The 24,246-nt window shown below is 73.5% G+C and carries 25 protein-coding genes; 9 read left to right on the forward strand and 16 right to left on the reverse strand.

Going from position 1 to position 24,246, the window contains the following annotated elements; all coding sequences use genetic code 11:
* Position 1: 1 nt before the first annotated feature.
* The 7 genes from ACWDR0_RS08400 to tsaB all read right to left on the reverse strand — a co-directional run bounded on the left by ACWDR0_RS08400 (position 2) and on the right by tsaB (position 5,867).
* Positions 2-661, reverse strand: coding sequence for a hypothetical protein (locus ACWDR0_RS08400; protein ID WP_456350876.1), 660 nt, complete (start codon positions 659-661; stop codon positions 2-4).
* A 159-nt stretch (positions 662-820) separates the two neighbouring features.
* Positions 821-2,158, reverse strand: coding sequence for an RNA polymerase sigma factor (locus tag ACWDR0_RS08405; RefSeq protein ID WP_456350877.1), 1,338 nt, complete (start codon positions 2,156-2,158; stop codon positions 821-823).
* A 228-nt stretch (positions 2,159-2,386) separates the two neighbouring features.
* A complete protein-coding gene (locus tag ACWDR0_RS08410; protein WP_456350878.1) occupies positions 2,387-2,743 on the reverse strand; it encodes a YciI family protein in 357 nt (118 codons plus the stop codon).
* Positions 2,744-3,034: 291 nt separating this feature from the next.
* Positions 3,035-3,283, reverse strand: coding sequence for a hypothetical protein (locus tag ACWDR0_RS08415; RefSeq protein ID WP_456350954.1), 249 nt, complete (start codon positions 3,281-3,283; stop codon positions 3,035-3,037).
* Between the two features lie 80 nt (positions 3,284-3,363).
* On the reverse strand, positions 3,364-4,482 hold the full coding sequence (tsaD, locus tag ACWDR0_RS08420; protein ID WP_456350879.1) for a tRNA (adenosine(37)-N6)-threonylcarbamoyltransferase complex transferase subunit TsaD: 1,119 nt from the start codon (positions 4,480-4,482) through the stop codon (positions 3,364-3,366).
* A gap of 3 nt (positions 4,483-4,485) precedes the next feature.
* Positions 4,486-5,037 (reverse strand): GNAT family N-acetyltransferase, encoded by a 552-nt coding sequence (locus tag ACWDR0_RS08425; RefSeq protein WP_456350955.1) that lies wholly within the window; start codon positions 5,035-5,037, stop codon positions 4,486-4,488.
* Between the two features lie 56 nt (positions 5,038-5,093).
* Positions 5,094-5,867 (reverse strand): tRNA (adenosine(37)-N6)-threonylcarbamoyltransferase complex dimerization subunit type 1 TsaB, encoded by a 774-nt coding sequence (tsaB, locus tag ACWDR0_RS08430; RefSeq protein WP_456350880.1) that lies wholly within the window; start codon positions 5,865-5,867, stop codon positions 5,094-5,096.
* Between the two features lie 155 nt (positions 5,868-6,022).
* On the opposite strand from tsaB, the gene ACWDR0_RS08435 reads away from it, so the two are divergent.
* Positions 6,023-6,568 (forward strand): hypothetical protein, encoded by a 546-nt coding sequence (locus tag ACWDR0_RS08435; protein WP_456350881.1) that lies wholly within the window; start codon positions 6,023-6,025, stop codon positions 6,566-6,568.
* Positions 6,569-7,135: 567 nt separating this feature from the next.
* Here the strand turns inward: ACWDR0_RS08435 and tsaE are convergent.
* From tsaE to ACWDR0_RS08455, 4 genes are all read right to left on the reverse strand, one after another.
* A complete protein-coding gene (gene tsaE / locus ACWDR0_RS08440) occupies positions 7,136-7,753 on the reverse strand; it encodes a tRNA (adenosine(37)-N6)-threonylcarbamoyltransferase complex ATPase subunit type 1 TsaE (RefSeq protein ID WP_456350882.1) in 618 nt (205 codons plus the stop codon).
* Entirely contained in the window at positions 7,728-8,981 is a 1,254-nt protein-coding gene (locus tag ACWDR0_RS08445; RefSeq protein ID WP_456350883.1) for an alpha/beta fold hydrolase, read from the reverse strand. Before ACWDR0_RS08445 ends, tsaE begins: the two co-directional genes overlap by 26 nt.
* 362 nt (positions 8,982-9,343) lie before the next feature.
* Positions 9,344-10,609, reverse strand: a complete 1,266-nt coding sequence (gene alr / locus ACWDR0_RS08450) for an alanine racemase (protein WP_456350884.1) — start codon at positions 10,607-10,609, stop codon at positions 9,344-9,346.
* 316 nt (positions 10,610-10,925) lie between these two features.
* Complete coding sequence (locus ACWDR0_RS08455) at positions 10,926-12,395, reverse strand: NAD(P)H-hydrate dehydratase (protein WP_456350885.1); 1,470 nt, start codon at positions 12,393-12,395, stop codon at positions 10,926-10,928.
* Positions 12,396-12,815: 420 nt separating this feature from the next.
* Here ACWDR0_RS08455 and ACWDR0_RS08460 point away from each other — a divergent pair, with 420 nt between their 5' ends.
* A complete protein-coding gene (locus ACWDR0_RS08460; RefSeq protein WP_456350886.1) occupies positions 12,816-13,409 on the forward strand; it encodes a hypothetical protein in 594 nt (197 codons plus the stop codon).
* A gap of 3 nt (positions 13,410-13,412) precedes the next feature.
* Positions 13,413-15,593 (forward strand): endoglucanase, encoded by a 2,181-nt coding sequence (locus ACWDR0_RS08465; RefSeq protein ID WP_456350887.1) that lies wholly within the window; start codon positions 13,413-13,415, stop codon positions 15,591-15,593.
* Positions 15,594-15,732: 139 nt separating this feature from the next.
* Here ACWDR0_RS08465 and ACWDR0_RS08470 read toward each other — a convergent pair whose 3' ends face one another.
* Both ACWDR0_RS08470 and glmS read right to left on the reverse strand, forming a co-directional pair.
* On the reverse strand, positions 15,733-16,101 hold the full coding sequence (locus ACWDR0_RS08470; RefSeq protein ID WP_456350888.1) for a holo-ACP synthase: 369 nt from the start codon (positions 16,099-16,101) through the stop codon (positions 15,733-15,735).
* Between the two features lie 35 nt (positions 16,102-16,136).
* Positions 16,137-17,984 (reverse strand): glutamine--fructose-6-phosphate transaminase (isomerizing), encoded by a 1,848-nt coding sequence (glmS, locus tag ACWDR0_RS08475; protein WP_456350889.1) that lies wholly within the window; start codon positions 17,982-17,984, stop codon positions 16,137-16,139.
* Between the two features lie 229 nt (positions 17,985-18,213).
* Here glmS and coaA point away from each other — a divergent pair, with 229 nt between their 5' ends.
* Complete coding sequence (coaA, locus tag ACWDR0_RS08480) at positions 18,214-19,221, forward strand: type I pantothenate kinase (protein ID WP_456350890.1); 1,008 nt, start codon at positions 18,214-18,216, stop codon at positions 19,219-19,221.
* A 55-nt stretch (positions 19,222-19,276) separates the two neighbouring features.
* A complete protein-coding gene (locus ACWDR0_RS08485) occupies positions 19,277-20,212 on the forward strand; it encodes a DUF389 domain-containing protein (protein WP_456350891.1) in 936 nt (311 codons plus the stop codon).
* 42 nt (positions 20,213-20,254) lie between these two features.
* On the opposite strand, the gene fxlM is transcribed toward ACWDR0_RS08485, so the two are convergent.
* Genes fxlM through ACWDR0_RS08500 form a run of 3 tightly spaced genes read right to left on the reverse strand, consistent with a single transcriptional unit; the run spans position 20,255 to position 22,016 of the window.
* A complete protein-coding gene (gene fxlM / locus ACWDR0_RS08490; RefSeq protein WP_456350892.1) occupies positions 20,255-21,454 on the reverse strand; it encodes a methyltransferase, FxLD system in 1,200 nt (399 codons plus the stop codon).
* 44 nt (positions 21,455-21,498) lie between these two features.
* The gene (locus tag ACWDR0_RS08495) at positions 21,499-21,702 is read right to left on the reverse strand and encodes a hypothetical protein (RefSeq protein WP_456350893.1); all 204 of its coding nucleotides are present in this window, start codon (positions 21,700-21,702) and stop codon (positions 21,499-21,501) included.
* Entirely contained in the window at positions 21,699-22,016 is a 318-nt protein-coding gene (locus ACWDR0_RS08500) for a hypothetical protein (RefSeq protein ID WP_456350894.1), read from the reverse strand. Before ACWDR0_RS08500 ends, ACWDR0_RS08495 begins: the two co-directional genes overlap by 4 nt.
* Before the next feature lie 122 nt (positions 22,017-22,138).
* Between ACWDR0_RS08500 and ACWDR0_RS08505 the strand changes: the two genes are divergently transcribed.
* From ACWDR0_RS08505 to ACWDR0_RS08520, 4 genes are all read left to right on the forward strand, one after another.
* On the forward strand, positions 22,139-22,966 hold the full coding sequence (locus ACWDR0_RS08505) for a helix-turn-helix domain-containing protein (RefSeq protein WP_456350895.1): 828 nt from the start codon (positions 22,139-22,141) through the stop codon (positions 22,964-22,966).
* Entirely contained in the window at positions 22,963-23,178 is a 216-nt protein-coding gene (locus ACWDR0_RS08510; RefSeq protein WP_456350896.1) for a DUF397 domain-containing protein, read from the forward strand. Before ACWDR0_RS08505 ends, ACWDR0_RS08510 begins: the two co-directional genes overlap by 4 nt.
* Positions 23,179-23,250: 72 nt before the next feature.
* A complete protein-coding gene (locus ACWDR0_RS08515; RefSeq protein ID WP_456350897.1) occupies positions 23,251-23,463 on the forward strand; it encodes a DUF397 domain-containing protein in 213 nt (70 codons plus the stop codon).
* A 135-nt stretch (positions 23,464-23,598) separates the two neighbouring features.
* On the forward strand, positions 23,599-24,126 hold the full coding sequence (locus ACWDR0_RS08520) for a DUF6584 family protein (protein WP_456350898.1): 528 nt from the start codon (positions 23,599-23,601) through the stop codon (positions 24,124-24,126).
* The last annotated feature ends 120 nt before the right edge of the window (positions 24,127-24,246 follow it).

The following is a 24,246-nucleotide window of genomic DNA, read 5'->3' on the forward strand; positions in this document are numbered from 1 at the left end:
CTCAGCGGTGGGCACCGCCGGGGCGGCGGGACGCGACCGGGTTCTCCAGGCGGGCCAGCCAGCGGAGATGGGCGACCGTGTTCACCAGGCCGGCGAGCCCCGCCAGCACCGGGGCGGCGCCCGCGCCGATCACGTACACCAGAGTGCTGTGGGGGGTACGGCCCGAGCCGTCGTCCAGGGATTCCGGCAGTCCGGCGCAGACCGCGAGGCCCGCCACGACACAGCCGAACGACACCATCAGCCAGCTCGCGTTCAGCCAGCCCCGGCCGTAGCCCGCGTCTCCGCGCGGGTCGCGGTCCAGGGTGGTCCAGGCCCGCAGCAGCGCCCGTACGGCCCGGTCCTCGCGGGCGTCGGCGACCGTCACGGTGAGGGTGGGGACCAGGATCGCCGCCCCGACCAGGCCCACGAATCCGGCGAAGACCAGATTGAACCCGTCGAGGGTGTCGTCGAGGGACATCAGCCCGACGCCCACCAGTCCCCAGCCCAGTTCGAAGGCGAGGACCACCAGCACCAGCCCGAGCAGCCGGAACGGTCCGACCGACTTACTGACCAGCCGGTCCAGCACCCGGCGCCGCTCGTCGAGCAGGGAACCCCGGTCCGGCCAGGGGGATATGCCGTGCGGGCCGTCGGGATCCGGTGGCGGCGGAGGCAGCTCAGACATGCGCGGAGACTATCCGCCGCGGGCCCTCCGGGCCGGGTCCGGGTGCCGTTCCACGGCGGGACCCGCCGTGGCGCCTTCCAGCGCGGGCCCCGCCGCCGGACGTGGGGCCGGGTCCCGCGGCGTACGGCCCACCGCCGCAGGGCCCTGCCCGGCCCCGGGCTACCGGTCGTCCGGAGCCGGGTCCACCGCCGGGTCCGGCGTCGGGTCCGCCATCGGATCCGGCGTCGGGTCCGCGGCCGCGCGGGCCGCGGTCTCCGCGCGGGTCAGCAGTAGATCGCGTTCCCGGTCGTTGCGGGCCAGACCGGCGGCCCGGGCGAATTCCGCCCGGGCCTCTTCCGGGCGCCCCAGCCGGGCCAGCAGATCGCCGCGCACGCTCGGCAGCAGGTGGTACTCCCGCAGCCCCGGCTCCTCCGCGAGGGCGTCCACCAGCGCGAGACCGGCCTCCGGCCCCTCCGCCATGGCGACGGCCACCGCCCGGTTCAGCTCCACCACCGGCGACGGCCGGACGGCGGCCAGCTGCCCGTACAGGGTGACGATCAGCGCCCAGTCGGTGTCCTCGTACCGCGCGGCCCGGGCATGGCACGCGGCGATCGCGGCCTGGAGGACGTACGGGCCCGGCGCGGCACCCGGCACGGCGGCCCGGTCGAGCGCGGCGAAGCCCCGCCGGATCAGCAGCCGGTCCCAGCGGGACCGGTCCTGGTCGGCGAGGAGGACCGGGCTGCCGCCGGGTCCGGTGCGCGCCGCGATCCGGGACGCCTGGATCTCCAGCAGGGCCGCCAGGCCGTGGACCTCGGACTCGCCGGGCAGCAGCGCCGCGAGCACCCGGGCCAGCCGCAGGGCGTCCTCGCAGAGCGCGGGCCGCACCCAGTCGTCGCCCTTGGTCGCCGAGTACCCCTCGTTGAAGATCAGATAGACGACTTCCAGTACGGAGTCGAGCCGGGCCGCGCGGTCGGGGCCGTACGGCACCTCGAAGGGCACGTCCGCCGCGGCGAGGGAACGCTTCGCGCGGGTGATCCGCTGTGCGATCGCCGGTTCCGAGGACAGCAGGGCGCGGGCGATCTCCTCGGCCGTCAGTCCGCCCAGCAGCCGCAGCGTCAGGGCCAGCCGGGCCTGGGTGGGCAGCACCGGATGGCAGGCGGTGAAGATCAGTCTCAGCAGATCGTCGTCGATATCGGCGTCGGGCCCGCTGCCGGGCACCGGCTCGGCGGGCGGCGGCTCGGCCGCGTGCTCCAGGGAGCGGCCGACCTCGGCGAGTTTGCGGGCGTAGTTCTCCCGGCGGCGTACGAGATCGACCGCACGGCGCTTGGCGACCGCCGTGAGCCATGCGCCCGGCTTCTCCGGAACACCCGTTTCCGGCCACTTTTCGAGCGCGGAGACCAGCGCGTCCTGCGCGATCTCCTCCGCGATCCCCACGTCCCGGACGATCCGGGCGGCGGCGGCGATGACCCGCGCCTGCTCGATCCGGAACACCGCTTCCACCGCGCTTGCCGTCGTCACGGCCACCCATCAGAGCAACTGACGGCGGCGGGGGCAAGCCGGGGCCCGGAGGCGGCGCCTCCGGGGCGGGCCGCCGGAGCGGCCGGGGCCGAGGTGCGGCTTGTGGGTTCCCGCCGGGGCGAGCCGCGGCGGAACCGGGCCCGGGCCCGGGCCGGGCAGCGGTTCGGCCACCGCCCCCGGCCCGGCTCAGCCCGCGGGCCGAGTCCTCGGCTCGGTCCTCGGCTCGGCTCAGTCCTCGGCGATCTGCCGGATCTCGCAGGTCACCGTCCAGGTGTCGTCGTGGACCTTGAGGAAGCGGTTGGCCCACTCCTCGGCCTCGGCCATGTCCTTGGCCTGGACGATGGAGTAGCCGCCGACGACCTCCTTGGTCTCGGTGAAGGGGCCGTCCGTGGCGGACAGCTTCCCGCCGGAGAAGGTCACCCGGCGGCCCTGGGAAGTGGGCGCGAGACCGCCGGTGTCCAGCATCACGCCGGCCTCGGTGATCTCCTTGAGAAGGGCCCCCATCCGCTCCCCCATCTCGGGGGAGAAACCCTCTTCGGGCACATTGTTCTCGTCCACGCGGACGATCGTCAGAAAGCGGGGCATGTCGGCTCCTCGTGCTGGTCGCTGCTACCGGTGGCCCGGACGGGCCGGATAGGTCCGGTGAGAGTCCGGAGGTCCACGGGGCGCTGGTGCTTCCCGTGGGGCTTTCCCCCTGCTCTCACCCTTCCGTCGATCGGACGACAGCCGATCCGACACTCCGCCGAAGATTCTTTCCGGGTTTTTCCGGGACCGCCTCCCGGAGCCGCCGCCGGGGCTTCCTTCCGGGTCCCCGGGACCGTACGGACCCGCGCCCGTTCCGCCCGGTCCCGCCCGTTCAGCCCGGACCGGGCGCGCTCAGTCCAGCCCCAGCGAGGTGAACCGCCAGCGGTGCACGGGCCTGTCGATCAGCTCCGGCGCCGGGTCGGGCAGCCCGGGCAGCTCCGCCCCGGGCCCGCCGTCCGTCTCCCACCAGGTGATCACCAGCACCCGGTCGCCCCCGGCGCCGAAGGTCTCCCGCCGCAGCGGCTCCCGGGGCAGGGCCTGCGCCCTGGCCCACTCCAGCAGTCCGGCGCCCCGGCCGGGGGCCGCCTTCGCCTCCCACATCAGCGCGACGGTCACCGGGCCCGCCGCCGCCCCGCCCTTTTCCCCGCCCTTTTCCCCGCCCGTCCCCGTCCCCGTCCCCGTCACGAGTAGAGGTTCTTCCTGCTGACCTCGTGCACATGGTCGTGCGAGTGCGAATGCGAATGCGAGTGACCGTGGGCGCCGGGCACATGCGGGTCCGTGACCGGCAGGGACGAGTCCGCCGACAGCTCCAGATCCGAGGCGGGCCGGTTGCGGGCCACCATCTCGGCCCCCAGCGCCGCCACCATCGCGCCGTTGTCCGTGCACAGCTTCGGCCGCGGCACCCGGAGCCTGATCCCCGCCCGCTCGCACCGCTCCGCGGCCAGCGCGCGCAGCCGCGAGTTGGCCGCGACACCGCCGCCGATCATCAGATGGTCGACGCCCTCGTCCCGGCAGGCCCGGACCGCCTTGCGGGTCAGCACGTCGACGACCGCCTCCTGGAAGGACGCCGCCACATCCCGTACCGGCACCTCCTCGCCCGCCGCGCGCTTCGCCTCGATCCAGCGGGCCACCGCCGTCTTCAGCCCCGAGAAGGAGAAGTCGTACGCGGGGTCCCGCGAACCGGTCAGCCCGCGCGGGAACGCGATCGCCTGCGGGTCGCCCTCCTTCGCCAGCCGGTCGATCACCGGCCCGCCGGGGAAGCCCAGGTCGAGCACCCGGGCGATCTTGTCGAACGCCTCACCGGCCGCGTCGTCGATGGTCGCGCCCAGCGGCCGGACATCGCTGGTGATGTCCGGCGCCAGCAGCAGCGACGAGTGACCGCCGGAGACCAGCAGCGCCATCGTCGGCTCCGGCAGCTTGCCGTGCTCCAGCTGGTCGACGCAGATATGGGAGGCGAGGTGGTTCACCCCGTACAGCGGCTTGTTCAGGGCGTACGCGTACGCCTTGGCCGCCGCCACGCCCACCAGCAGCGCACCCGCGAGGCCGGGCCCCGCGGTGACCGCGATCCCGTCGAGGTCGCGGGCCGAGACGCCGGCCTCCTTGAGGGCGCGCTCGATGGTGGGGACCATCGCCTCCAGATGCGCGCGGGACGCGATCTCGGGCACGACCCCGCCGAACCGGGCGTGCGTGTCGACGCTCGACGCCACGGCGTCGGCGAGCAGCGTGGTCCCGCGCACGATGCCGACACCGGTCTCGTCGCAGGACGTTTCGATACCGAGTACGAGCGGTTCGTCAGCCATGGCTCAACATTCCCTTGCAGTGCCGTGCACCTGGTGGCGCATGACGAGCGCGTCGATATTGCCGGGCTGGTAGTAGCCGCGGCGGATTCCGATGGGCTCGAAGCCGAAGCGCTCGTACAGCTTCTGGGCCCTGATGTTGTCCACCCGTACTTCGAGGAGGACTTCGTCGCATTCGAAGGCGGTGGCGTGCTGGAGCAGATCGGTGAGCAGCGCGGCGCCGAGACCGCTGCCCCAGCGCTCCCGGGCGACCGCGATCGTCAGTACGTCGGCGAGCCCGCCGGCCGCGCCGAGACCGGCATAGCCGGTGATCCGGCCGCCCCGCCCCGGACGGCCGCCGGTGTCCGGACGGCCGCCGGTGTCCGAGGAGTCGTCCGCGGCCGGGGAGCCGTCCGCGCCCTGCGGGGGGCCGGGCTCCTCGGCGACGACGAAGCGGCGGGTGGCCCGGGGCCCGCGGGCATGGGCCAGGTCGCCCCAGAACATCCCGGCGGACCAGGGGTCCTCCGGGAAGAGTTCGTTCTCCAGGGCCAGCACCTGTTCCAGGTCCCACCAGCGCATCTCGCGCAGTACGGGCGGGGCCGGGGGCCGGTGTCCGGCCGGGCCGGGCGGGGTGGTCACTGCGGGGTGACCACCTTGTAGTTCTTCGGGACCTGAGCGTCGGGGCGGCGCAGATAGAGCGGCTGCGGCGGCAGGAAACCCACTCCGGCCGGGCCCGCGGTACCGACGGCGACACCAGCCGCAGCTTCCCCGGCCGCCGCGGACTCCGCGGCCCCGACGGCCCCGACGGGCTCCGGCAGTCCCGCGCCTTCCGCGAGCAGCTCGGCGGCGAGGGAGGCCAGCGCGGCGGCCGAGGCGTGCTCCGGTCCGCCGGGGACCACGGTGGTGAAGGTGTCGGGGTAGAGCAGGGCACCCGCGCCGACGGCGGGCAGGCCCGCGACCCGGTCGGCGATATCTGCGGGCCGGTCCACGTAGGGTCCCGTGACCCGCTCGCGCGGCGAGTCGTAGACGGCCCAGTAGACCTCCTTGCGGCGGGCGTCCGTCGCCACCACGAAGGGGCCCGTCACCCCGGCGTCCCGCGCGGCGGCCCAGGCGAGGCCGTCCAGCGTGCAGAGGCCGTACACCGGAACGCCCAGCGCCGACCCGAAGGTGGCCGCGGTCACCAGACCGACCCGCAGCCCGGTGTACGGGCCGGGACCGGTACCGGTCACCACGGCGGTGACGGCGTCCAGGCTCGTCCCGGCCTCGGCCAGTACCCGGTCGACGGCGGGCAGCAGCAGTTCGCCGTGGCGCCTGGCATCCACCCGGCTGGACTCGGCGAGGACTTTCGTACCGTCGTGCAGAGCGGCGGTGACGGCGGGCGTGGCGGTATCTACGGCGAGCAAGAGCACGCGAACAGCCTACGGCTCCCGGGCGCCCGGGCACGGCTCACCCTCGAACGGGGGAGGCTGCTGCTACCGTCGCCACGGAAACATCCCATGCGACAGTCGTTCAGTCCGACGGACTGAGCGGCCGGTGGAACCGGTACATCCGAAAGGTGGCTCAGGTGGCACGCAGCTCCGGACTCGTGGCCGTGTTCACGGTGGCCGCGCTGGCGGGTGTGGGCTTCCTCGCGTACAAGGCGGAGGCCAGTGTCTCCGATCTGAAGGCGAAGCCGGGCGCGAGCGCGGCCCCCGGCAAGACGGCCCCCAAGGCACCGGTGAACCCCCTGGCCCTGCCGCTGAACTCGGGCACCGGCGAGCGGGTCGTGTACGGGCTCCAGGCCAAGCGGGCCTGGCTGGTCGAGGCCAAGGGGAACAAGGTCCGCCGGACCTTCACCGTGATGCCGTCGACGGTGAATCCGGCGCCGGGGACATATGCGGTGACCTCGCGGGCGGGGAAGATCCCCGGCTCCGACGGGCTGGCCATCGAGCATGTGGTGCGGTTCGCCAAGGTGAACGGGGTGACGGTCGGCTTCAGCGCGGCGGTCAACGGCTCCATGTCGGCGCCGGACCCGAAGAAGAAGACCGGCGGGGTGCGGATGACCCGCGAGGACGGCAATGCGATGTGGGGCTTCGCGACGGTGGGCGTCAAGGTCGTCGTCGTCCCCTGACGCCGCCGCTGCCACCTGCTCGCCGCGCCGGGCCTGGAGTCGGCGCCCGCGGGCGCCGAAGACCCCCCGTACGGAGGACTCGCGACGGACACCGGACACCGGTCGCCCCGGACGGGGCCGTGCGCGGGTGAGCCGCCGTCAGGCCGCGGTGCGCCGCACCGGCCGGTCCTGCGGATGTACGCGGCATCCGGAGCCCGGGCCTGCGTCCGGGGCCGGGCCCGTGTCACGGGCGGCGGCCGGATCCGGCGCACTCGCGGGGGCCGCGGCCCCGTCACGGCGGTCCGGCGGTGTGGAGACCGCGGCCGCGGCGGCACAGGACGCCAGCAGATCCCGCATGGACGGCGACTGGGGCCGCCGCGGCACGGACGCGCGCTCGGATGCCGGCATGGCTGCCTCCTGGGTCACGGGGACCTGAACGGTCGGCGGTCGGATGGTTAGGTAGACCTAACCAAGCGTCCGTACCATGTCACCACGCACCGCACGCCCGGCGCAACATCTTCCCGACGGCTTGTCGGAAAATCCGCGGAATGCGAGGGCCGGGCGGGGCGTACCGGGAGCGCCGGGCCGTCACTCCAGCCGGAGGTCGGCCTCCGTCCAGCGGGTGCCGTAGCCGGTCAGCGTCACCGTCCGCCGGTCGTCGTCCGTATCGCCCACCACCCGGTGGATGACCACGTGCAGCCGGTCGTCCGACAGGTCCTCGACCTTGCCGTCGCCCCACTCGACCACGACCACGGAGTCCGGCAGGGAGACGTCCAGGTCGAGGTCCTCCATCTCGTCGAGCCCGCCGCCCAGGCGGTACGCGTCGACATGGACCAGCGCCGGACCGCCGCCCAGCGGCGGATGGACCCGGGCGATGACGAACGTCGGGGAGGTGACGGCGCCGCGCACCCCGAGGCCCTCGCCGAGGCCGCGGGTGAGCGTCGTCTTCCCGGCGCCGAGTTCACCCGTGAGCATCACCAGGTCGCCGGGGCGGAGCCGGGCGGCGAGCCTGCGGCCGAGGTCCGTCATCCGCGCCGCCGAGTCGACGGCGATCCGGGCCTCCGGGGCCGGGCCGGGAGCGGCCCGCGGAGCGGCTGCGGGGGCGGCGGCCTCCGGGGCGGGCGGCCGGACGGCGGCGGTGGAGCGGGACCCGGGCGCGGCCCCGGCGGCCCCGGCGGCGTCAGCCGGGTTGTGCGGTGCTTCCATACGGGCCAACGTTAGCCGCTGCCGGTACCGCCCCGGCCCGGGCGAGCAGATCCGCCAGCCGGTCCGTGACCGCCTCCGGATGCTCCAGCATCACCAGATGACCGGCGTCCGGCACGATGACCAGTTCGGCGTCCGGGAGCCGGTCGGCGATGACCTCGCTGTGCCCGCTGGGCGTGACCAGGTCCTTGTCCCCGGCCAGCACCAGCACCGGCAGCCCGGCGAAGACCGGGAGCCCCTCGGCCTTGTCGTGTTCGTCGAAGGCCGGGTAGAACTCGGCGACCACATCGATCGGAGTCGACTCGATCATCCGCTCGGCGAAGCGCACGACCGCGGCGTCGACATCGCGCGACGAGAACGAGTACCGCTTGATCAGCCCGGCGAAGAGGTCCGCGGTCGCCCGGCGGCCCCGCTCCACAAGCTCGGCCTGGGAGCCGAGGGCCCGCAGCACCCCGGGCAGGATCCGCCGTACGGCGGCGACCCCGGCGACCGGCAGCCCGTAGTGGACCTCCCCCAGCCGGCCGCTGGAGGTGCCGACGAAGGCCACGGCCGCGACCCGCTCGCGGACGTACTCCGGATACTGCGCGCCCAGCGCCATCACCGTCATCCCGCCCATGGAGTGCCCCACCAGCACCACGGGCCCCTCCGGGGCGGCGGCGTCGAGGACGGCCTTCAGATCGCGGCCCAGGGTGTCGATGGAGACCGGCACCCGCTCGGGGCCCTGCTGGGCGACACCCCGCCCGGAGCGGCCGTGGCTGCGCTGGTCCCAGTGGACGGTACGGACCAGTCCGCGCAGCGCGGCGCGCTGGAAGTGCCAGGAGTCCTGGCTGAGGCAGTAGCCGTGGCTGAAGACGACGGTGACGGGGGCGGGGGCGCGGCGGCCGAAGAGCCTGCGGCGGCGGGGCGCGGCGGCTCCCGGGTCGACCTCGTCCACCTCGTAGTAGAGCAGCGTCCCGTCGTCGGCGAACGCCTTGCCCGGGGTGCCGCGGACGGCACCGTACGGGCCGGTGGCGTCGAGGGCGAGCCGGGCCTTCTTCCGTACGCCGCGGCCGACGGTGAGCCGCTCGACGGCGACGCCCGCCGCCGCGCCCGCGGCGATCACGCCTATCGCGATGCCCGCGATCCCGGCGCGGCGCCAGGTGGCCGTGCCGGGGCCGGTCGCGGCGTCCGCGGCGGCGGAGACCGCGGCCGCCGCTCCGGCCAGGGCGTCCCCCGTGCTGGTCTCGGTCACCGTGCCGCTCCTCGTCGTCGTACCGGTAGCTCGTCGTACCCGTAGCTCGTCTTGTGCGTGGTTGGTCTTGCCCGTGGCCCGTTGTATCCGTGGCCGTTGTGCCCCTGGCCGTTGTATCCGTGGCCGTTGTGTCCGTGGCCGTTGTGTCCGTGGCCGTTGTGTCCGTGGCCGTTGTGTCCGTGGTCCGCCGGGCCGGTGGCCGGCCGTTTTCCGCGGCCGGCCGTCCGGGACCGGCCGCCCCCGGTCCGGCCCCGCCCCGCGCTCCCGCGCCGGACGGCCGCCGAATCCGCAGGCCGTCGTACCTCTACCCGGATCCGGCCGGATATCCGCACGCCCGTGCGGACGGAACCGGCCCGCCGGGGTCAGTCCGTCCGGCCCGCGACGCCCGTGCCCGGACCGGAGCCCTCATCCGCACCAGCAGCAACACCAGCAGCAGCACCGGCACCGGCACCGGCACCGGCACCGGCACCGAGGTAGACGCGGGGCACCCGCTTCCCGATCCGGGTGACGATCTCGTACGCGATGGTGTCCGCGGCCCGCGCCCAGTCCTCGGCGGTGGGCTCGCCGTGGTCGCCCGGCCCGAAGAGCACGGCCTCCGCACCCTCCTGGATCTTGCGGCCGCCGAGGTCGACCACGAACTGGTCCATGGCGACCCGGCCCGCGACCGTGTGCAGTTCGCCGCCGACCAGGACGGGGCCGCGGCCGGAGGCATGGCGCGGGATGCCGTCGGCGTATCCGACGGGGATCAGGCCGAGGGTGGTCTCCTCCGCGGTGACATAGGTGTGGCCGTAGCTGATGCCGTGTCCGGCGGGCACGCCCTTCACCAGGGCGACGTTCGCGGAGAGGGTCATCACGGGCCGCAGTCCCAGCTCGCGGTGGGTGCCGATCTCGGGGGCGGGTGAGATGCCGTACATCGCGATACCGGTACGGACCAGATCGAAGTGCGACTCGGGCAGGGTGAGGGTGGCCGGGGAGTTGGCGATATGACGGATCTCGGGGTCGATGCCCTCGCGCTCCGCATGGGCCAGCAGGTCCCCGAAGGTGTCGAGCTGCCGCCTGATGGACGGATGCCCGGGCTCGTCGGCGCAGGCGAAGTGCGACCAGACGCCGGTGACCCGGACCGTCCCCTCGGCCTCGGCGGCCCGTGCGGCGGCGACCAGTTCGGTCCAGTCGGCGGGCTGGCAGCCGTTGCGGCCCAGGCCCGTATCGGCCTTGAGCTGGATCCTGGCGGGCCGGCCGGCCTCCCGGGCGGCGGCGGTCACCTCGGCCAGCGCCCACATCCCGCTGACGGACATGTCGAGACCGGCTTCGATGCCCTCGCGCCAGGGGCCGCCGGGCGTCCAGAGCCAGCACATCAGCGGTGCTTCGACGCCCTGGGCGCGCAGGGCGAGCGCCTCCTCGGGCGTGGCCGTGGCGACCCAGGTCGCGCCCGCTTCCAGCGCCGCCCGGGCGCAGGGCAGGGCGCCGTGCCCGTACCCGTCCGACTTCACCACGGCCATCAGCGCCGCGCCGCCGGTCCGGGCGCGCAGGCTCGCCACATTGGCACGGAGCGCGTCGAGGTCGATCTCGGCCCGGGCCCGGGAGGCGGGGCCGCGACGGGTGTCTGTGGTGGTCGGCGTGGTGTTCATCGTGGCCCAGTCTCTCAGAGCCCCCCGTCGGGGCCCCTTCGGCGACTCCCGCCTCCGGCACCGGAACCTGTGCACTTCCTCACGCCGGAACCGGGAACCGGGGCGGGAGCGGAGCGGCCGGGTCCGCCGGGGCGGCAGGGGTACGGAGCCGGGCGGGGCAGCCGGGTCCGCCGGGGCCGCGGTGGTACGGAGCCGGGCCGAGCGCCCGGGTCCGCCAAGGCCGCGGGGGTACGGAGCCGGGCCGAGCGGCCGGGTCCGCCAAGGTGGCGGGGGTACGGGGCCGGTGAACCGGGCGCCCCGGTTCCGCGGCCCGCGGCTACCCCTCCGCCGCCTCCCGGACGTCCAGCCAGGCGCGGCCCAGGGCCTCCGCGACCCCGTACGAGGTCACGGGGGTGCCCTCGGCCGCCGCCGAGCGGGCCGCGAGGCCGTGCAGATAGGCGGCGGCGGAGCCCGCGTCGAGGGCGGACAGGCCGCTCGCGAGCAGGGATCCCGCGAGCCCGGCCAGCACATCGCCGCTGCCCGCGGTCGCCAGCCAGGGGGTGCCCATGGTGTTGACCCGGACGGGGGTGCCGGGACGCGGGTCGGCGACCAGGGTCGTGGCCCCCTTCAGCAGCGCGGTGGCACCGTAGCGGGCGGCGAGTTCGCGGACGGCGGCCAGCCGGGCGGCCTCGACCTCCTCGCGGGTGGTGTCCAGCAGCGCGGCCGCCTCGCCCGCGTGCGGGGTGAGCAGGGTGGCGGCGGTACGGCCGGTCAGCAGGGCGGGTTCGGCGGCCAGCCGGCGCAGGGCGTCCGCGTCGACCAGGACCGGAACGGGCTGCGCGAGTACTTCCGCGACCGCGTCGAGGTCGTCGCCGAGGCCGGGGCCGACGATCCACGCCTGGACGCGTCCGGCCTTCCCCGGCGGGCCCGCGTGGACCAGGGCCTCCGGGAAGCGGGCGATGACGGCGTCGGCCGCGTGTCCCACGTACCGTACGGCTCCGGCGCCGCCGCGCAGCGCTCCCGCGACGGCGAGGACGGCCGCGCCGGGGTAGCGGGCGGAGCCCGCGGCGATCCCCACCACCCCGCGGCGGTACTTGTCGTCGGCGGCGCCGGGTTCCGGCAGCAGATGGGCCACATCCGGGTGCTGGAGCGCCTCCAGCGCGGGCACGGACGGCAGGATGCCGCCGAGGCCGATGTCCACGAGCCGTACCGTGCCCGCGAATTCGCGCCCCGGACCCACCATCAGCCCCGGCTTCTCGGCCCCGAAGACGACGGTGAGGTCCGCGCGCAGCGCCTCGCCGTGCACCTCGCCGCTGTCGGCCTCGATACCGCTGGGCAGGTCGACCGCGACGACGGCGGCGCGGGATCCGCGGGCGGCGCGGGCGATCGGCACGGCGTCGGGGCGCAGTCCGCCGCGGCCGCCGATACCGGTGATGCCGTCGAGGACGAGGTCGGCGGCGTCGAGGGCCTCGAAGGGGTCGTCGGCGACCCGGCCGCCCGCGGCCAGCAGAGCGGCGAGCCCGCCCGGATGGGCACGGCCGGGGGCGAGGAGTACGGCGGTGACGCCCGCGCCCCGGCGGGCCAGCCGGGCCCCGGCGTACAGCGCGTCGCCGCCGTTGTCGCCGCCGCCCGCGAGGACGACGATCCGTGACCCGTACACCCGGCCGCCGTCGCCGCCGCGCAGCAGTCCGGCGCAGGCGGCGGCGAGTCCGGCGGCGGCACGCTGCATCAGCGTGCCCTCGGGCAGCCGGGCCATCAGCTCAGCCTCGGCGCGGCGGACGGTGTCCACGGTGTGGGCGGTACGCATATTCCGAGTCTGCCGCACGGAGGCCGGGGCCGCCGGGCCGAACGGGCCGGGTGGGCCGGGTGGGCCGGGCGAGCGGGGTGGGCCGGGCGAGCGGGCACCCGGCGCCCCGAGGCGGCGCGCCCCCAGGGCAACGCGTCCCCGGGGCAACGCCTCCCCGACGGTCGTCCGCCACCCTCCCCGGACCCCCTCCCCGGACCCCCGCCGTACGCCCCGCCCCTCCCCACCCCCGCCGTGCGCAGTCCCACCGCCGAACCGCCCGCCGAGCCAACACCACTCCGCCCCGGCCCACTTGTCGCAGCACTCCCCCGCACGTCAGAGGGTTGACGCCATCTCAGGCTCAACTTAGGTTTGCCTTACCTAAGTGGCTGTTGCTCCCTGCATCCACTCCTCGCCCCATTCCGCGAAAGGTGTCCCCCAGCCATGCCCTCTGCCGCCCGCAAGGCCGCGCTCCTCTCCCCCCGTACGGCCGCCCGCGCCGCCGTCGCGATGCTCGGTGCCACCGCGCTGACCCTCGGCCTGGCCTCCTCCGCGTCCGCGGCGACCGTGAACAGGTCCATCACCGACAACAACACCCCGTACACCCTCTCCCTCACCGCCCCGAGCACCGCCGCGGCGGCCGGGCAGAACGTCACCGTCAGCGGCAGCGGCTACAACACCTCGCAGGGCGTGTACGTCGGCCTCTGCGCCGTGCCCGCGGGCGTCAATGTGAACGACCAGTCGACCTGGAGCGCCAAGCCGACGCCGTGTCTCGGCGGGCAGGACCAGGCCGGCACCACGGGCGCCTCGCACTGGGTGAACTCCGACTGGTGGTGGATGTCCCCGAACAACTCCTCCGCCTACAACGTCGTCAACAACCGCGGCAGCTTCTCCGTGAACATCCATGTCAAGGCCCAGATCTCGTCCTCCGTGACCTGCGGTCAGGGTGGCGTCACCTGCGCGATCGTCACCCGCGCGGACCACTTCGACAGCAACGACCGCAAGTACGACGTCTACGTCCCGGTGACGTTCTCCTAAGCGATGCCCATCAGCGCACCGAGCGTCAGGCGGTCCGTGGCCGCCGCCGTACCGCTCCTGCTCGCCGCCGCGGCCCTGGCCGCGGCGGCGCCGGGAACGGCCCGTGCGGCGGCCGCGCCCGGCGAGGCCACCGGCCCCACCGGACAGAAACTGACCGTTTCCGAGACGAAGAACATCAACCCGGCCGGCCAGAAGGTCACGGTCACCGGCACCGGATACGACGTCACCAAGGGCATCTACCTGGCCGTCTGCCGGGTGCCCGCCACCCCCGCCGACCAGCCCAGCCCCTGTCTCGGCGGCAGCGACTTCACCGGCGGCTCCGGATCCACCCACTGGATCTCCAACAACCCGCCCGCCTACGGGCAGGGCCTGGTCAAGAAGTTCACCGTCGGCGCCGACGGCAAGGGCAGCTTCACCCTGGAGGTGACGGTCAAGGCCAAGGACAGCAGCGCCGACTGCTCCCAGGTCCGCTGTGCCGTCGTCACCCGGGCCGACCACACGCATATCTCCGACCGCGAACAGGATGTGATCGTCCCGGTCACCTTCTCCTCGGGCAACGGCGGCGAGCCGACGCCCGAGGTGCCCGCCGGGACCGTGCGCCACCAGACCGTACGCACCCTGACCCCACCCCTGGGCGCCGCGCACCACGCGGCCGCCGATCCCGCGGCGGGGCGGCTCTATGTGGCGACCGACAGCGGCAGCCGTCGGCAGCTGATCACGTACGAGACGGCCACCGGCCGCACCGTCGGCACCCCCGTCGAACTGCCGGACCCCGTTTCGGCACTGGCGCTGGACGCCCCGGCGAACTCCCTGCACCTCGCCCTCGGCGACCGGATCGCCACCTACGACACCCGTACCGGCGCCCTCGCCGACAACAAGGCGAAGCTCCCCGGAAACATCAACCTGCTGGCCGCCGACCCCGGCCGGGGCCGGGTGTACGCGGCGGTGCAGCCCACGCGCTCGGTGACGGTGTTCGCCACCGGAAGGAAGTCGTCCAACGTCTGGCGGCAGGTCGGCAAACCGATCGCCCACCCCTTCCCCGTCGCCGGTCTCGCCGTGGACTCGTCGGTCCGCGGGGCCTACACCACCTATGTCGGCCCCAACACGTCCACCTCGCCGATGTCCTTCCACAATGTGCTGAGCGCGATCGACGGTACGAGGGGCAGGGCGGTGGGCACACCGCTGAGCCTGGGCACCACGGCCCTGGGCAGCATGGGCCTGACCGTCGACCCCACCACCCGTACGGGCTATGTCGCCAATATCGCGGCGGGCACGGTCTTCTCGGTGGACCTGCGGGCGAACCGGGTCACCGGCACGCTCCAGGTGGGCGCCAACCCCAAGGCACTGGCGTACGACGCCGGTTCGGGCACCCTCTACGCGGCCTCGACCACCGCGCCGACCGTCGCCGCGGTCGATGTGAAGGGGAAGCGCGAGAAGGAGGACTTCACGGTCGGCGACCGGCCGTCCGGGCTGGCCCTCGACCCGAAGACGCAGAGCGTGTTCGCGGTCGCCGAGGGCAAGGTGACCCAGACGCAGCGCCGGGTCTCCCCGGCGGTGACCGGCGTGCCCAAGGCGGTCACGGTCGCGGCGGGCAAGCAGGCCGTGTTCACGGCCGCGGCCACCGGTACCCCGGCCCCCACCACCGGGTGGGAGGTCAGCGCGGACGGCACGGCCTGGCTGCCGGTCGCGGGCGCCTCGGGCCCCCGGCTCGCCTTCACGGCGACGAAGGCGCACCACGGCAACCGCTACCGGGCGGTCTTCTCCAACCCCGTCGGCTCGCTGCGTTCGGCTCCGGCGGCGCTGAAGGTGACCGCGCCGCCGAAACCGCCGCCGGGCGGATCATCCGGATCGTCGGGCTCCGCCGGCTCCTCCGGCTCGACGGCCGGCGGCCCGGCGCCCCAGTCGGTCGGCGGTACGAGTACGGGCGGTACCAGCGGCGATACGGGTACCGGCGGCACCGCGGGCGGTGGCACCGTGGGCGGCGGGACCGTGGGCGGCGGGACCACGGGCGGATCCTCCACCGGCGGATACGCCACGGGCGGATCCGCCACGAGTGGCGGTGGCGGTTCCCTCGCCTCCACCGGCAGCAGCGCCCTCGGCCTCACCGCGGTGGCGGGCGCGCTCGCGGCGGCGGGGACGGTCACCACGCTGTACGCCTTCCGGCGACGGCGGCCGACTCCCTGATCCCGCGGCGGGGCGGGGCGCCTCTCCTCACCGGAGGCACCCCGCCCCGGCGCGTACACAGGCACGGCCGCCCCGGGCCCGCACGGGTCGGGGCTCACCCGTACCCGGCACCACGGCACGGGCCCGCCTCCGCCTCCGCCTACCCCTCCGCGATCACCACCGCCGACGCGACCCCCGCGTCATGGCTCAGCGAGATATGCCAGGACCGCACGCCCAGCGCCTCGGCCCGGGCCGCCACCGTGCCGTAGACCTCCAGCCGGGGGCGGCCCGAGTCCTCCACGCACACCTCGGCGTCCGTCCAGAGCAGGCCCGGCGGCGCGCCGAGCGCCTTCGCCACGGCCTCCTTGGCGGCGAACCTGGCCGCAAGGGAGGCGTACCCCCGCCGCTCGCCGCTGGGCAGCAGCAGCTCCCGCTCCAGGAACAGCCGCCCCGCCATCGCGGGCGTACGCCGCAGCGACGCCGCGAACCGGTCGATCTCGGCGACGTCGATCCCCACCCCGATGATCATGCGATCACCCTCCGCTCCACTCCACTGCCTGCCGGCTACTCCACCGTCACGGACTTCGCCAGATTGCGCGGCTGGTCCACCTCGTTGCCCCGGGCGGTGGCCAGCTCGCAGGCGAACACCTGGAGCGGCACGGTAGCGACCAGCGGCTGGAGCAGCGTCGGCACGGCCGGGATCCGGATCAGATGGTCGGCGTACGGGACCACCGTCTCGTCGCCCTCCTCGGCGATCACCACGGTCCGCGCCCCCCGCGCCCGGATCTCCTGGATATTCGAGACGATCTTGCCATGGAGGACGGACCTCCCCCGGGGCGACGGCACCACCACAACCACCGGAAGACCGGCCTCCACCAAGGCGATCGGCCCGTGCTTCAGCTCCCCGGCCGCGAACCCCTCCGCATGCATATAGGCCAGTTCCTTCAGCTTCAGCGCGCCCTCCAGCGCCACCGGGTAGCCGACGTGCCGCCCCAGGAAGAGGACCGTGTCCTGGCCGGCCAGGGAGCGGGCCAGGGCGCGCACCGGTTCCACGGTGGCCAGCAGGCGTTCGAGGTCGGCCGGGATCCGGGCGAGGTCGCGGATGACCGCCCGGACCTCGTCGCCCCAGGTGGTGCCGCGGGCCTGCCCCAGGTACAGGGCCACCAGATAGCAGGCGACGAGCTGGGTGAGGAACGCCTTGGTGGAGGCGACGGCGACCTCGGGGCCCGCGTGGGTGTAGAGCACGGCGTCCGACTCGCGGGGAATGGTGGATCCGTTCGTGTTGCAGATCGCGAGGACCTTCGCGCCCTGCTCGCGGGCGTGCCGGACCGCCATCAGGGTGTCCATCGTCTCGCCGGACTGGGAGATCGCGACGACCAGCGACCGCCGGTCGAGGATGGGGTCCCGGTAGCGGAACTCGCTGGCCAGCTCCACCTCGCAGGGCACCCTGGTCCAGTGTTCGATGGCGTACTTCGCGATCAGACCGGCATGGAAGGCCGTACCGCAGGCCACCACCACGACCTTCTCCACCGCCCGCAGCTCGGGCACCGGGATCCGGACCTCGTCCAGGGTCAGCGTGCCGTCCTCGCCGATCCGCCCCAGCAGGGTGTCGGCGACGGCGCGCGGCTGTTCCGCGATCTCCTTGAGCATGAAGGAGGCGTGCCCGCCCTTCTCGGCCGCCGAGGCGTCCCAGCCGACGTGGTACGGGCGGACCTCGGCGGGGACCCCGTGGAAGTCGGTGACGGTGATGCCGTCCCGGCGGACCTCGACGACCTGGTCCTGGCCCAGTTCGACGGCGGAGCGGGTGTGCTCGATAAAAGCGGAGACATCGGAGGCGAGGAAGGTCTCGCCCGCGCCGACCCCGACCACCAGGGGCGAGTTCCGGCGGGCGCCGACGACCGTGCCCGGGGCGTCGGCGTGCACCGCGACCAGGGTGAAGGCGCCTTCGAGGCGGCGGCAGACCAGCCGCATGGCTTCGGCGAGGTCGCCGCAGGACGAGTAGGACTCGGCGAGCAGATGGGCGACGACCTCGGTGTCCGTCTCGGAGCCGAGATGGTGGCCGCGGCCGGCCAGCTCGGCCCGGAGCGCCGCGAAGTTCTCGATGATGCCGTTGTGGACGACGGCGACCCGGCCCCCGTTGTCCAGATGCGGATGGGCGTTGGCGTCGGTGGGGCCGCCGTGGGTGGCCCAGCGGGTGTGCCCGATACCGGTGGATCCGGCGGGCAGCGGCCGGTCCGCCAGCTCCTTCTCCAGATTGACCAGCTTCCCGGCCCTTCTGGCCGCGGCGAGCCCGCCGTCGGCGAGGACGGCGACCCCGGCGGAGTCGTATCCCCGGTACTCCAGTCGCCGGAGCCCGGCGACGATCACTTCCAGCGCCGACTGCCCCCCGACGTACCCCACGATTCCACACATAAGCCGCACCATACGACTTTTCCCCGCCCGGCCCGGGGCACCACCCGCCGCCCCGTCACCGGTCCACCCGGGCGGCCCCGCGCGGGCGCCTCCCGCGGGAGCCGGGCTCCCTCCCGGTGGGCGCCCCGGCCCCGGCCCCGGCCCCTCCCGGCGGGCGCCCCGCCCTCCTCCCGGGGGCGCCACGCGCGTGACCCACCCCACGGCCCGCTTCCGGGCCCCGGCACCGACAATGGGGCCTGTGATCACGACGCCGCCACGGAACACCCACCGCAAGGCCGCCCCCGACGCCTCGACCCCGTACGTCGACCTGACCCGGGCCGAATGGAGCGCGCTGCGGGACAAGACCCCGCTGCCGCTCAGCGCCGAGGAGGTCGAGAAGCTGCGCGGCCTCGGGGACGTGATCGACCTCGACGAGGTGCGGGACGTCTATCTGCCGCTCTCCCGGCTGCTGAACCTCTATGTGAAGGCCACCGGGGAGCTGCGCGGCGCGCTGAACACCTTCCTCGGCGACGCGGCGGGCGGACAGGCCGCCCAGCGCGGTACGCCGTTCGTGATAGGGATCGCGGGCTCCGTCGCGGTCGGCAAGTCGACGGTCTCCCGGCTGCTCCAGGCACTGCTGGCGCGCTGGCCGGAGCATCCGCGGGTGGAGCTGGTGACCACGGACGGCTTCCTGCTGCCCATGAAGGAGCTGGAGGCCCGGGGCCTGGCCGCGCGCAAGGGCTTCCCCGAGTCGTACGACCGGCGGGCGCTGACCCGGTTCGTCGCCGATATCAAAGCGGGGAAGGAGGAGGTCACCGCCCCGGTCTACTCGCATCTCATCTACGACATCGTGCCCGGCGAGCGGCTGGTGGTCCGGCGCCCCGACATCCTGATCGTGGAGGGCCTGAACGTCCTCCAGCCCGCGCTGCCCGGCAAGGACGGCCGGACCCGGGTCGGCCTCGCGGACTACTTCGACTTCTCGGTCTATGTCGACGCCCGCCCCGAGGACATCGAGAAGTGGTACCTCCACCGCTTCCGCAGGCTGCGGGAGACCGCCTTCCGGGACCCCTCCTCGTACTTCCGCAAGTACACGCAGGTGTCGGAGGAGGAGGCGATGGAGTACGGCCGCACCACCTGGCGCACCATCAACAAGCCCAACCTGCTGGAGAACGTGGCCCCGACCCGCGGCCGTGCCACCCTGATCCTGCGCAAGGGCCCCGACCACAAGGTCCAGCGGCTCTCCCTGCGCAAGCTCTGACGGCACCCGGCCCCGGCCGTCACACCACCCCGCGACACCCTAGGAGTACGCCGGCGTGCTGCACCTGCGTCTGATCGTCCCCGCCGACCGTACGACGGCGGTGGTCCGCCTGGTCGAGAACACCGTCGGTACGGCCCACCTGGCCGTACTGCCCGGCGCCGCCCGCGACCCCGAGGGCGATCTGGTCCTCTGCGACGTGGCCCGCGAGTCGTGCGACGAACTGATCGCGGAGCTGCGGGTGCTCGGCATCGACGAGGTCGGGTCGATCGCGGTCGAGGACATCCACCTCTCCCTCTCCCGCCGCGCCGACCGGGCGGAGAAGGAGGCACCGGGCGAAGGTGCGGACGCGGTGCTGTGGGAGCACCTGACGGACGCGACCCACGAGGAGTCGACGCTCTCCGCCACGTATCTCGCCTTCATGTCGGTCGCCACGATGATCGCGGCCTGCGGCGTGGTCCTCGACAACGCGATCCTGATCGTGGGCGCGATGGCCGTCGGACCGGAGTTCGGCCCGCTGGCGGGCATCTCCACCGCCCTGGTCCAGCGCGCCCCCAAACTGGCGGCCCGCTCCGCGCTGGCCCTGCTCATCGGCTTCGCCACCGCGATGTCGGTGACGGTCGGCTTCAGCCAGCTGATGACCGGACTCGACCTCTTCTCCGCCGCCGCCCTCGAAGCGCCCCGCCCCAACACCAATTTCATCTACCAGCCCGACGCCTTCTCCTTCGTCGTCGCCATCCTCGCGGGCGTCGCGGGCACCCTCTCCCTCACCTCCGCCAAATCGGGCGCCCTGATCGGCGTCGCGATCTCGGTCACCACGATCCCGGCGGCGGCGAACGCCGCGGTCGCCTTCTCGTACAGCGAATACCGCCAGGCATGGGGCTCCACCGAGCAGTTGCTGCTCAACCTCCTGGGCATCGCGGTGGCGGGCACCCTGACGCTGCTGGCGCAGAAGCTGTTCTGGTCCCGGCAGAAGGCGAAGGCAAAGGCGTAGCGCCTCCAAGGGGTACCGGGAGGCCGGTCCGCGAGCCGACGTTCACGGCCATGTGATGACCGAAGTGGGCTCCTGACGGTCCAGTACGCGTTCAACCCCGGCCCGCAGCTCCCCGGACCCCTTCGGCTGGACCCGCAGCACCGGCCCGGGGCCGTCGCGATGGTCCCGGTCCCAGATGCCCAGCCGGTGCGCGAAGTCCTCGGCGAAGGCGCCGTCGTGGCCGTGCCAGGCGACTCCGTACTCGAACCGGGAGCCTCCGGTGTCGGCGGGGCGCATCACCAGATAGGCGAGCCCGTCGCGGGTCCAGGTCGCCGGGCTGCCGCCCGGGAGCGCCTGGACCGCCGCTTCTCCTGCCGGAGGCGTGCCGCCCGTGTGCAACCGGCCGAACACGTCGAGCACGGTGGCCAGCCACAGGTCGACGACCGGCCGGGTTCCTTCGGCAACGCCCACGGTCACCCCGGTCCACACCTCGCGGCGCTTCCCCGCCAGAGCAGTGGACAGGGCATCGGCGTCCGGTTCGGGGCCGCCGTCCCAGCGAAGCCTGATGCCGTCGCCCAGCCGCGTCGTCATCAGGGGATTCCGCGCGGCAGGCCCTCGCATCCGGACGAAACCGCACAGGTCCCAGCCGTCGCCGGACCAGTGGTCCTCCTCGCGGACGAAGGTCAGCAGCCGGCCGAGTCCCCGGATCCGGAGGGGCACCACCAGGCGCCCGTCGTCCGTGAGCTGGTCCAGCCAGGCCGGGGCGATCGACGTGGCCTGAACGGTCACGACGAGCCGGTCGTACGGTCCGCCGCCGGGTACCCCCAGGGTGCCGTCACCCGTGACCAGCCGGACGCCTTCGACTCCTGCTTTCGCGAGGCAGCGGGCGGCCCGCTCGATAACCTCGGAGTCGATGTCCTGGCTGGTCACCGATCCGTGCGGGCCAACGAGATGATGCAGCAAAGCCGCGTTGTAACCACCTGAGCCGATCTCCAGGACACGGTCCCCCTGCCGGACGCCGAGCCGTTCCAGCATGGTGGCCACCAGCCAGGGGGCGGACACCGAGCTGAGCGGACTCCCGTCCGCATCACGCTTGGTGAACACCGTGTCGTCGCGATAGGCGTCGTCGAGTGGTATCCCCGGGACGAAGAGATCTCGCCGTACGGCCCTGAATGCGGCGGCCACCTGCGGGCTGACGATCCTGCCGCTGCGCTCCAGTTCTTCGACCAGGTCCGCGTTCAACGCGGTGGCAGTCGATTCCACGAGTCGAGCCCCACCCTCCCGATCGGTTTTCCGCGCGCCATCATTCATTCGTCGGACCCCAGTTCACCCGGCACCGGCCCGGGAGAAAAAGCCATCGCATGCTCGGGACATGCGTACTGCACCAGCCCGGGCCCGCTGCCGCGCTCCAGATAGCCGACCTCCACGGCGGCGGCGGAGATCCGGCCGCAGACGACGCAGGGGCCGCCGGACGGGGGCGGCGCGGCGTGGGTGAGGCCTTCGCGGGTCATTGGAGTGTTCCCCAGGGCGCGCCGCTACTGCGGGCATTGACCACGGCAACCTCCGCACCCAGGAGGTCGGATGCGGTCACGGGATGGAGTGTGTCCCGGTGGGCATCCCATTCGAGACCGCCTTTGAGGGGACGCAACTGGTAGAGCCCACCGACGCGGTCCATCACCCGCCCGATCCGCCGGGTCGCGGTGTCGCGTACCGCCACTCCGATCCGCGGCTCCCACTCACTGAGCCCCTCGCCCTTGTCATCCCCGGTCGTGCCCGTGGGCGGGTCTGTTTCGTTGTGCTGTCGAGAGGCCGACGCCTGTGTCATGCCGGTCATCCTTCTGATGCGAATGCAACGGGAACAGAACCCAGAGTGGTGCCACCGGCGTACGCTCAACAGGCCGGAACGTTGGACAGCCGCAACTGTCCAAGGGGAAGGGGGAGGTTTATATGACTGTCGAGTCCGAGAGTGGAGACCGGGCCGATTCCAGCGCCTCGCCACTCGAACACTTCGGCAGCGAGGTCAGAATCGAGCGGGAACTGCTGGGCATGTCACGGGCCCGGCTGGGCAAAGAGGCAGCGTGCAGCCCCTCACTCGTGGCCAAGATTGAGACCGGAGACCGGGTTCCTCAACTGTCCTTCGCGGAAACGTGCGATCAGATCTTTCCCCATGCGCGTGGCCGGTTCGTACGTCTCTGGCCGCTCGCGCTCCGGTACGCCTTTCCTCCCTGGTTCCGAAAGTACGTCGAGCTGGAATGGACGGCCACGGCCGTACGCATGTTCCACCCACTCCTGGTGCCGGGGCTGGTACAGACTCCGGAGTACGCGCGCGAGATCTTTCGGGCCGCCCGTCCGGACAATCTGGACGATCTGGTGACTGCCCGCATCGAACGCCAGCGCATTCTGACCAGGGACCGGCCGACCCGGCTGTGGATCGTGCTCAACGAGGCCGCGCTCAGGAACCCGGTGGGCGAAGCCTCCGTGATGCGGTCCCAGCTGGCACATCTGCGGCGACTCGCGGAGACGCCCGTCCACCGGGTCCAGATCGTCCCCACCCGCCGTGGGAACAATCTGGCGGCAAGCCCGTTCGGCTTGCTGTCCTTCCGGGAGGGAGCGGACGTCGTCCATGTCGACGGCTTTCCCCGCGGCTATCTGCTTGCGGAACAGGAAGACGTCACGGCTGCGCAGGATGCCTATGATCTGCTCAAGGCCATGGCTGCACCGCTTGACGAGTCGGCAGAGCTGATCGACTCCATTTCAAAGGACTGTTACTCATGAACCTTGGCGACATAGCCAGCCAGAATTGGACGAGTTCGAGCTACAGCCAGAGCAACGGTGGCGAATGTGTCCAGTGGGTCCCGGAGTACGCGTCGGTTCACGGAGTGGTTCCCGTCCGCGACAGCAAGCTGAGCGACGGGCCGGTCCTCCTGCTGTCCCCCGACGCCTGGTCCGGCCTGGTGGCTCTCGCCCGAAGCACCGGACCTCGGTGACCCTGCCTCATTTCAGGCACTGCCCGGAGTAACCGCCAGTCCGCCCGAACCGATCAGAGCCCGGAGGGCCGCGTGAACAGCAGCATCACCAACCGGACCGGTCAATGGGTCAAATCCAGCTACAGCGGCAACGGCGGCGCCAACTGCGTCGAGTGGGCCCCCGCCTTCGCCCCCTCCGGCAGGATCCCCGTCCGGGACAGCAAGAACCCCGGCGGCCCCGCCCTCATAGTCTCCACGGCCGCCTGGTCCGGCCTGGTGGCTCTCGCCCGGGGCGCCGACCTCTAGGCCGTATCCGGAAAGTCCCGCCGGGCCCCGTACGACATCTGTCGCGCGGGGCCCGGCGGCGTACCGGCCGCACGGCACTCCCCGCCCCGCGGAAACGATTCGACGGCGGCCGCCCCGCTGCCCGATCATTCGTCCATGCCCCTCGAAGCCACCCTTGCCCGTGTCGACGCCGACCTGGCCGCGGGCCGGATCCCCGTCGCGCGCCAGCGGCTGCGCGGACTGGTGTCGTCCTTCCCGGCCGACCTGACGCTCCGCAGCCGGCTGGCGGAGGTCTACCGGCTGTACGGGGAGCCCGCCGAGGCGGGCCGCTGGACGTATCTCGCGGAGGACCGGGACGCCGACGAGACCGCCGCCTTCGAGGAGCGGTACGACACCCCGCTGCGGCGCATGCGTGCGCTCGGCTGGCGGGGCGAGGAGTCGGCGGCCGCATCGGAGTTCGCCCGGGAGCAGTTGGCGGCGGTCCGGGCGGCGACTTCCGAAGCCCTGGGGCGGACCGTCCACTGGGACTGGGTACCGGAGTACGACCCCGAGGAGGTCGAGGAGGTCACGACCGAGAGCCTGGGCAGCACGATCGTCTCGATCCTGATGGGGGCCGGCTGCCTGGTGGGGGTCCTGGCGTTTCTCGCGGTCTGGGTGATCGGCATCGTCGCGCTCTTCGACTGACGGGCGCCGAAGCCCCGTTGGTACTCCCGTGGGAGATCGCTGCCCGGGCTGGTTCTTCTTCGGTAGTGGCTGCGTCGGGCGGTGATGGAGATCGTCCGAATCACGGCCAACCCGATCGCG

The sequence above is a fragment of the Streptomyces sp. NPDC003691 genome, assembly GCF_053981115.1.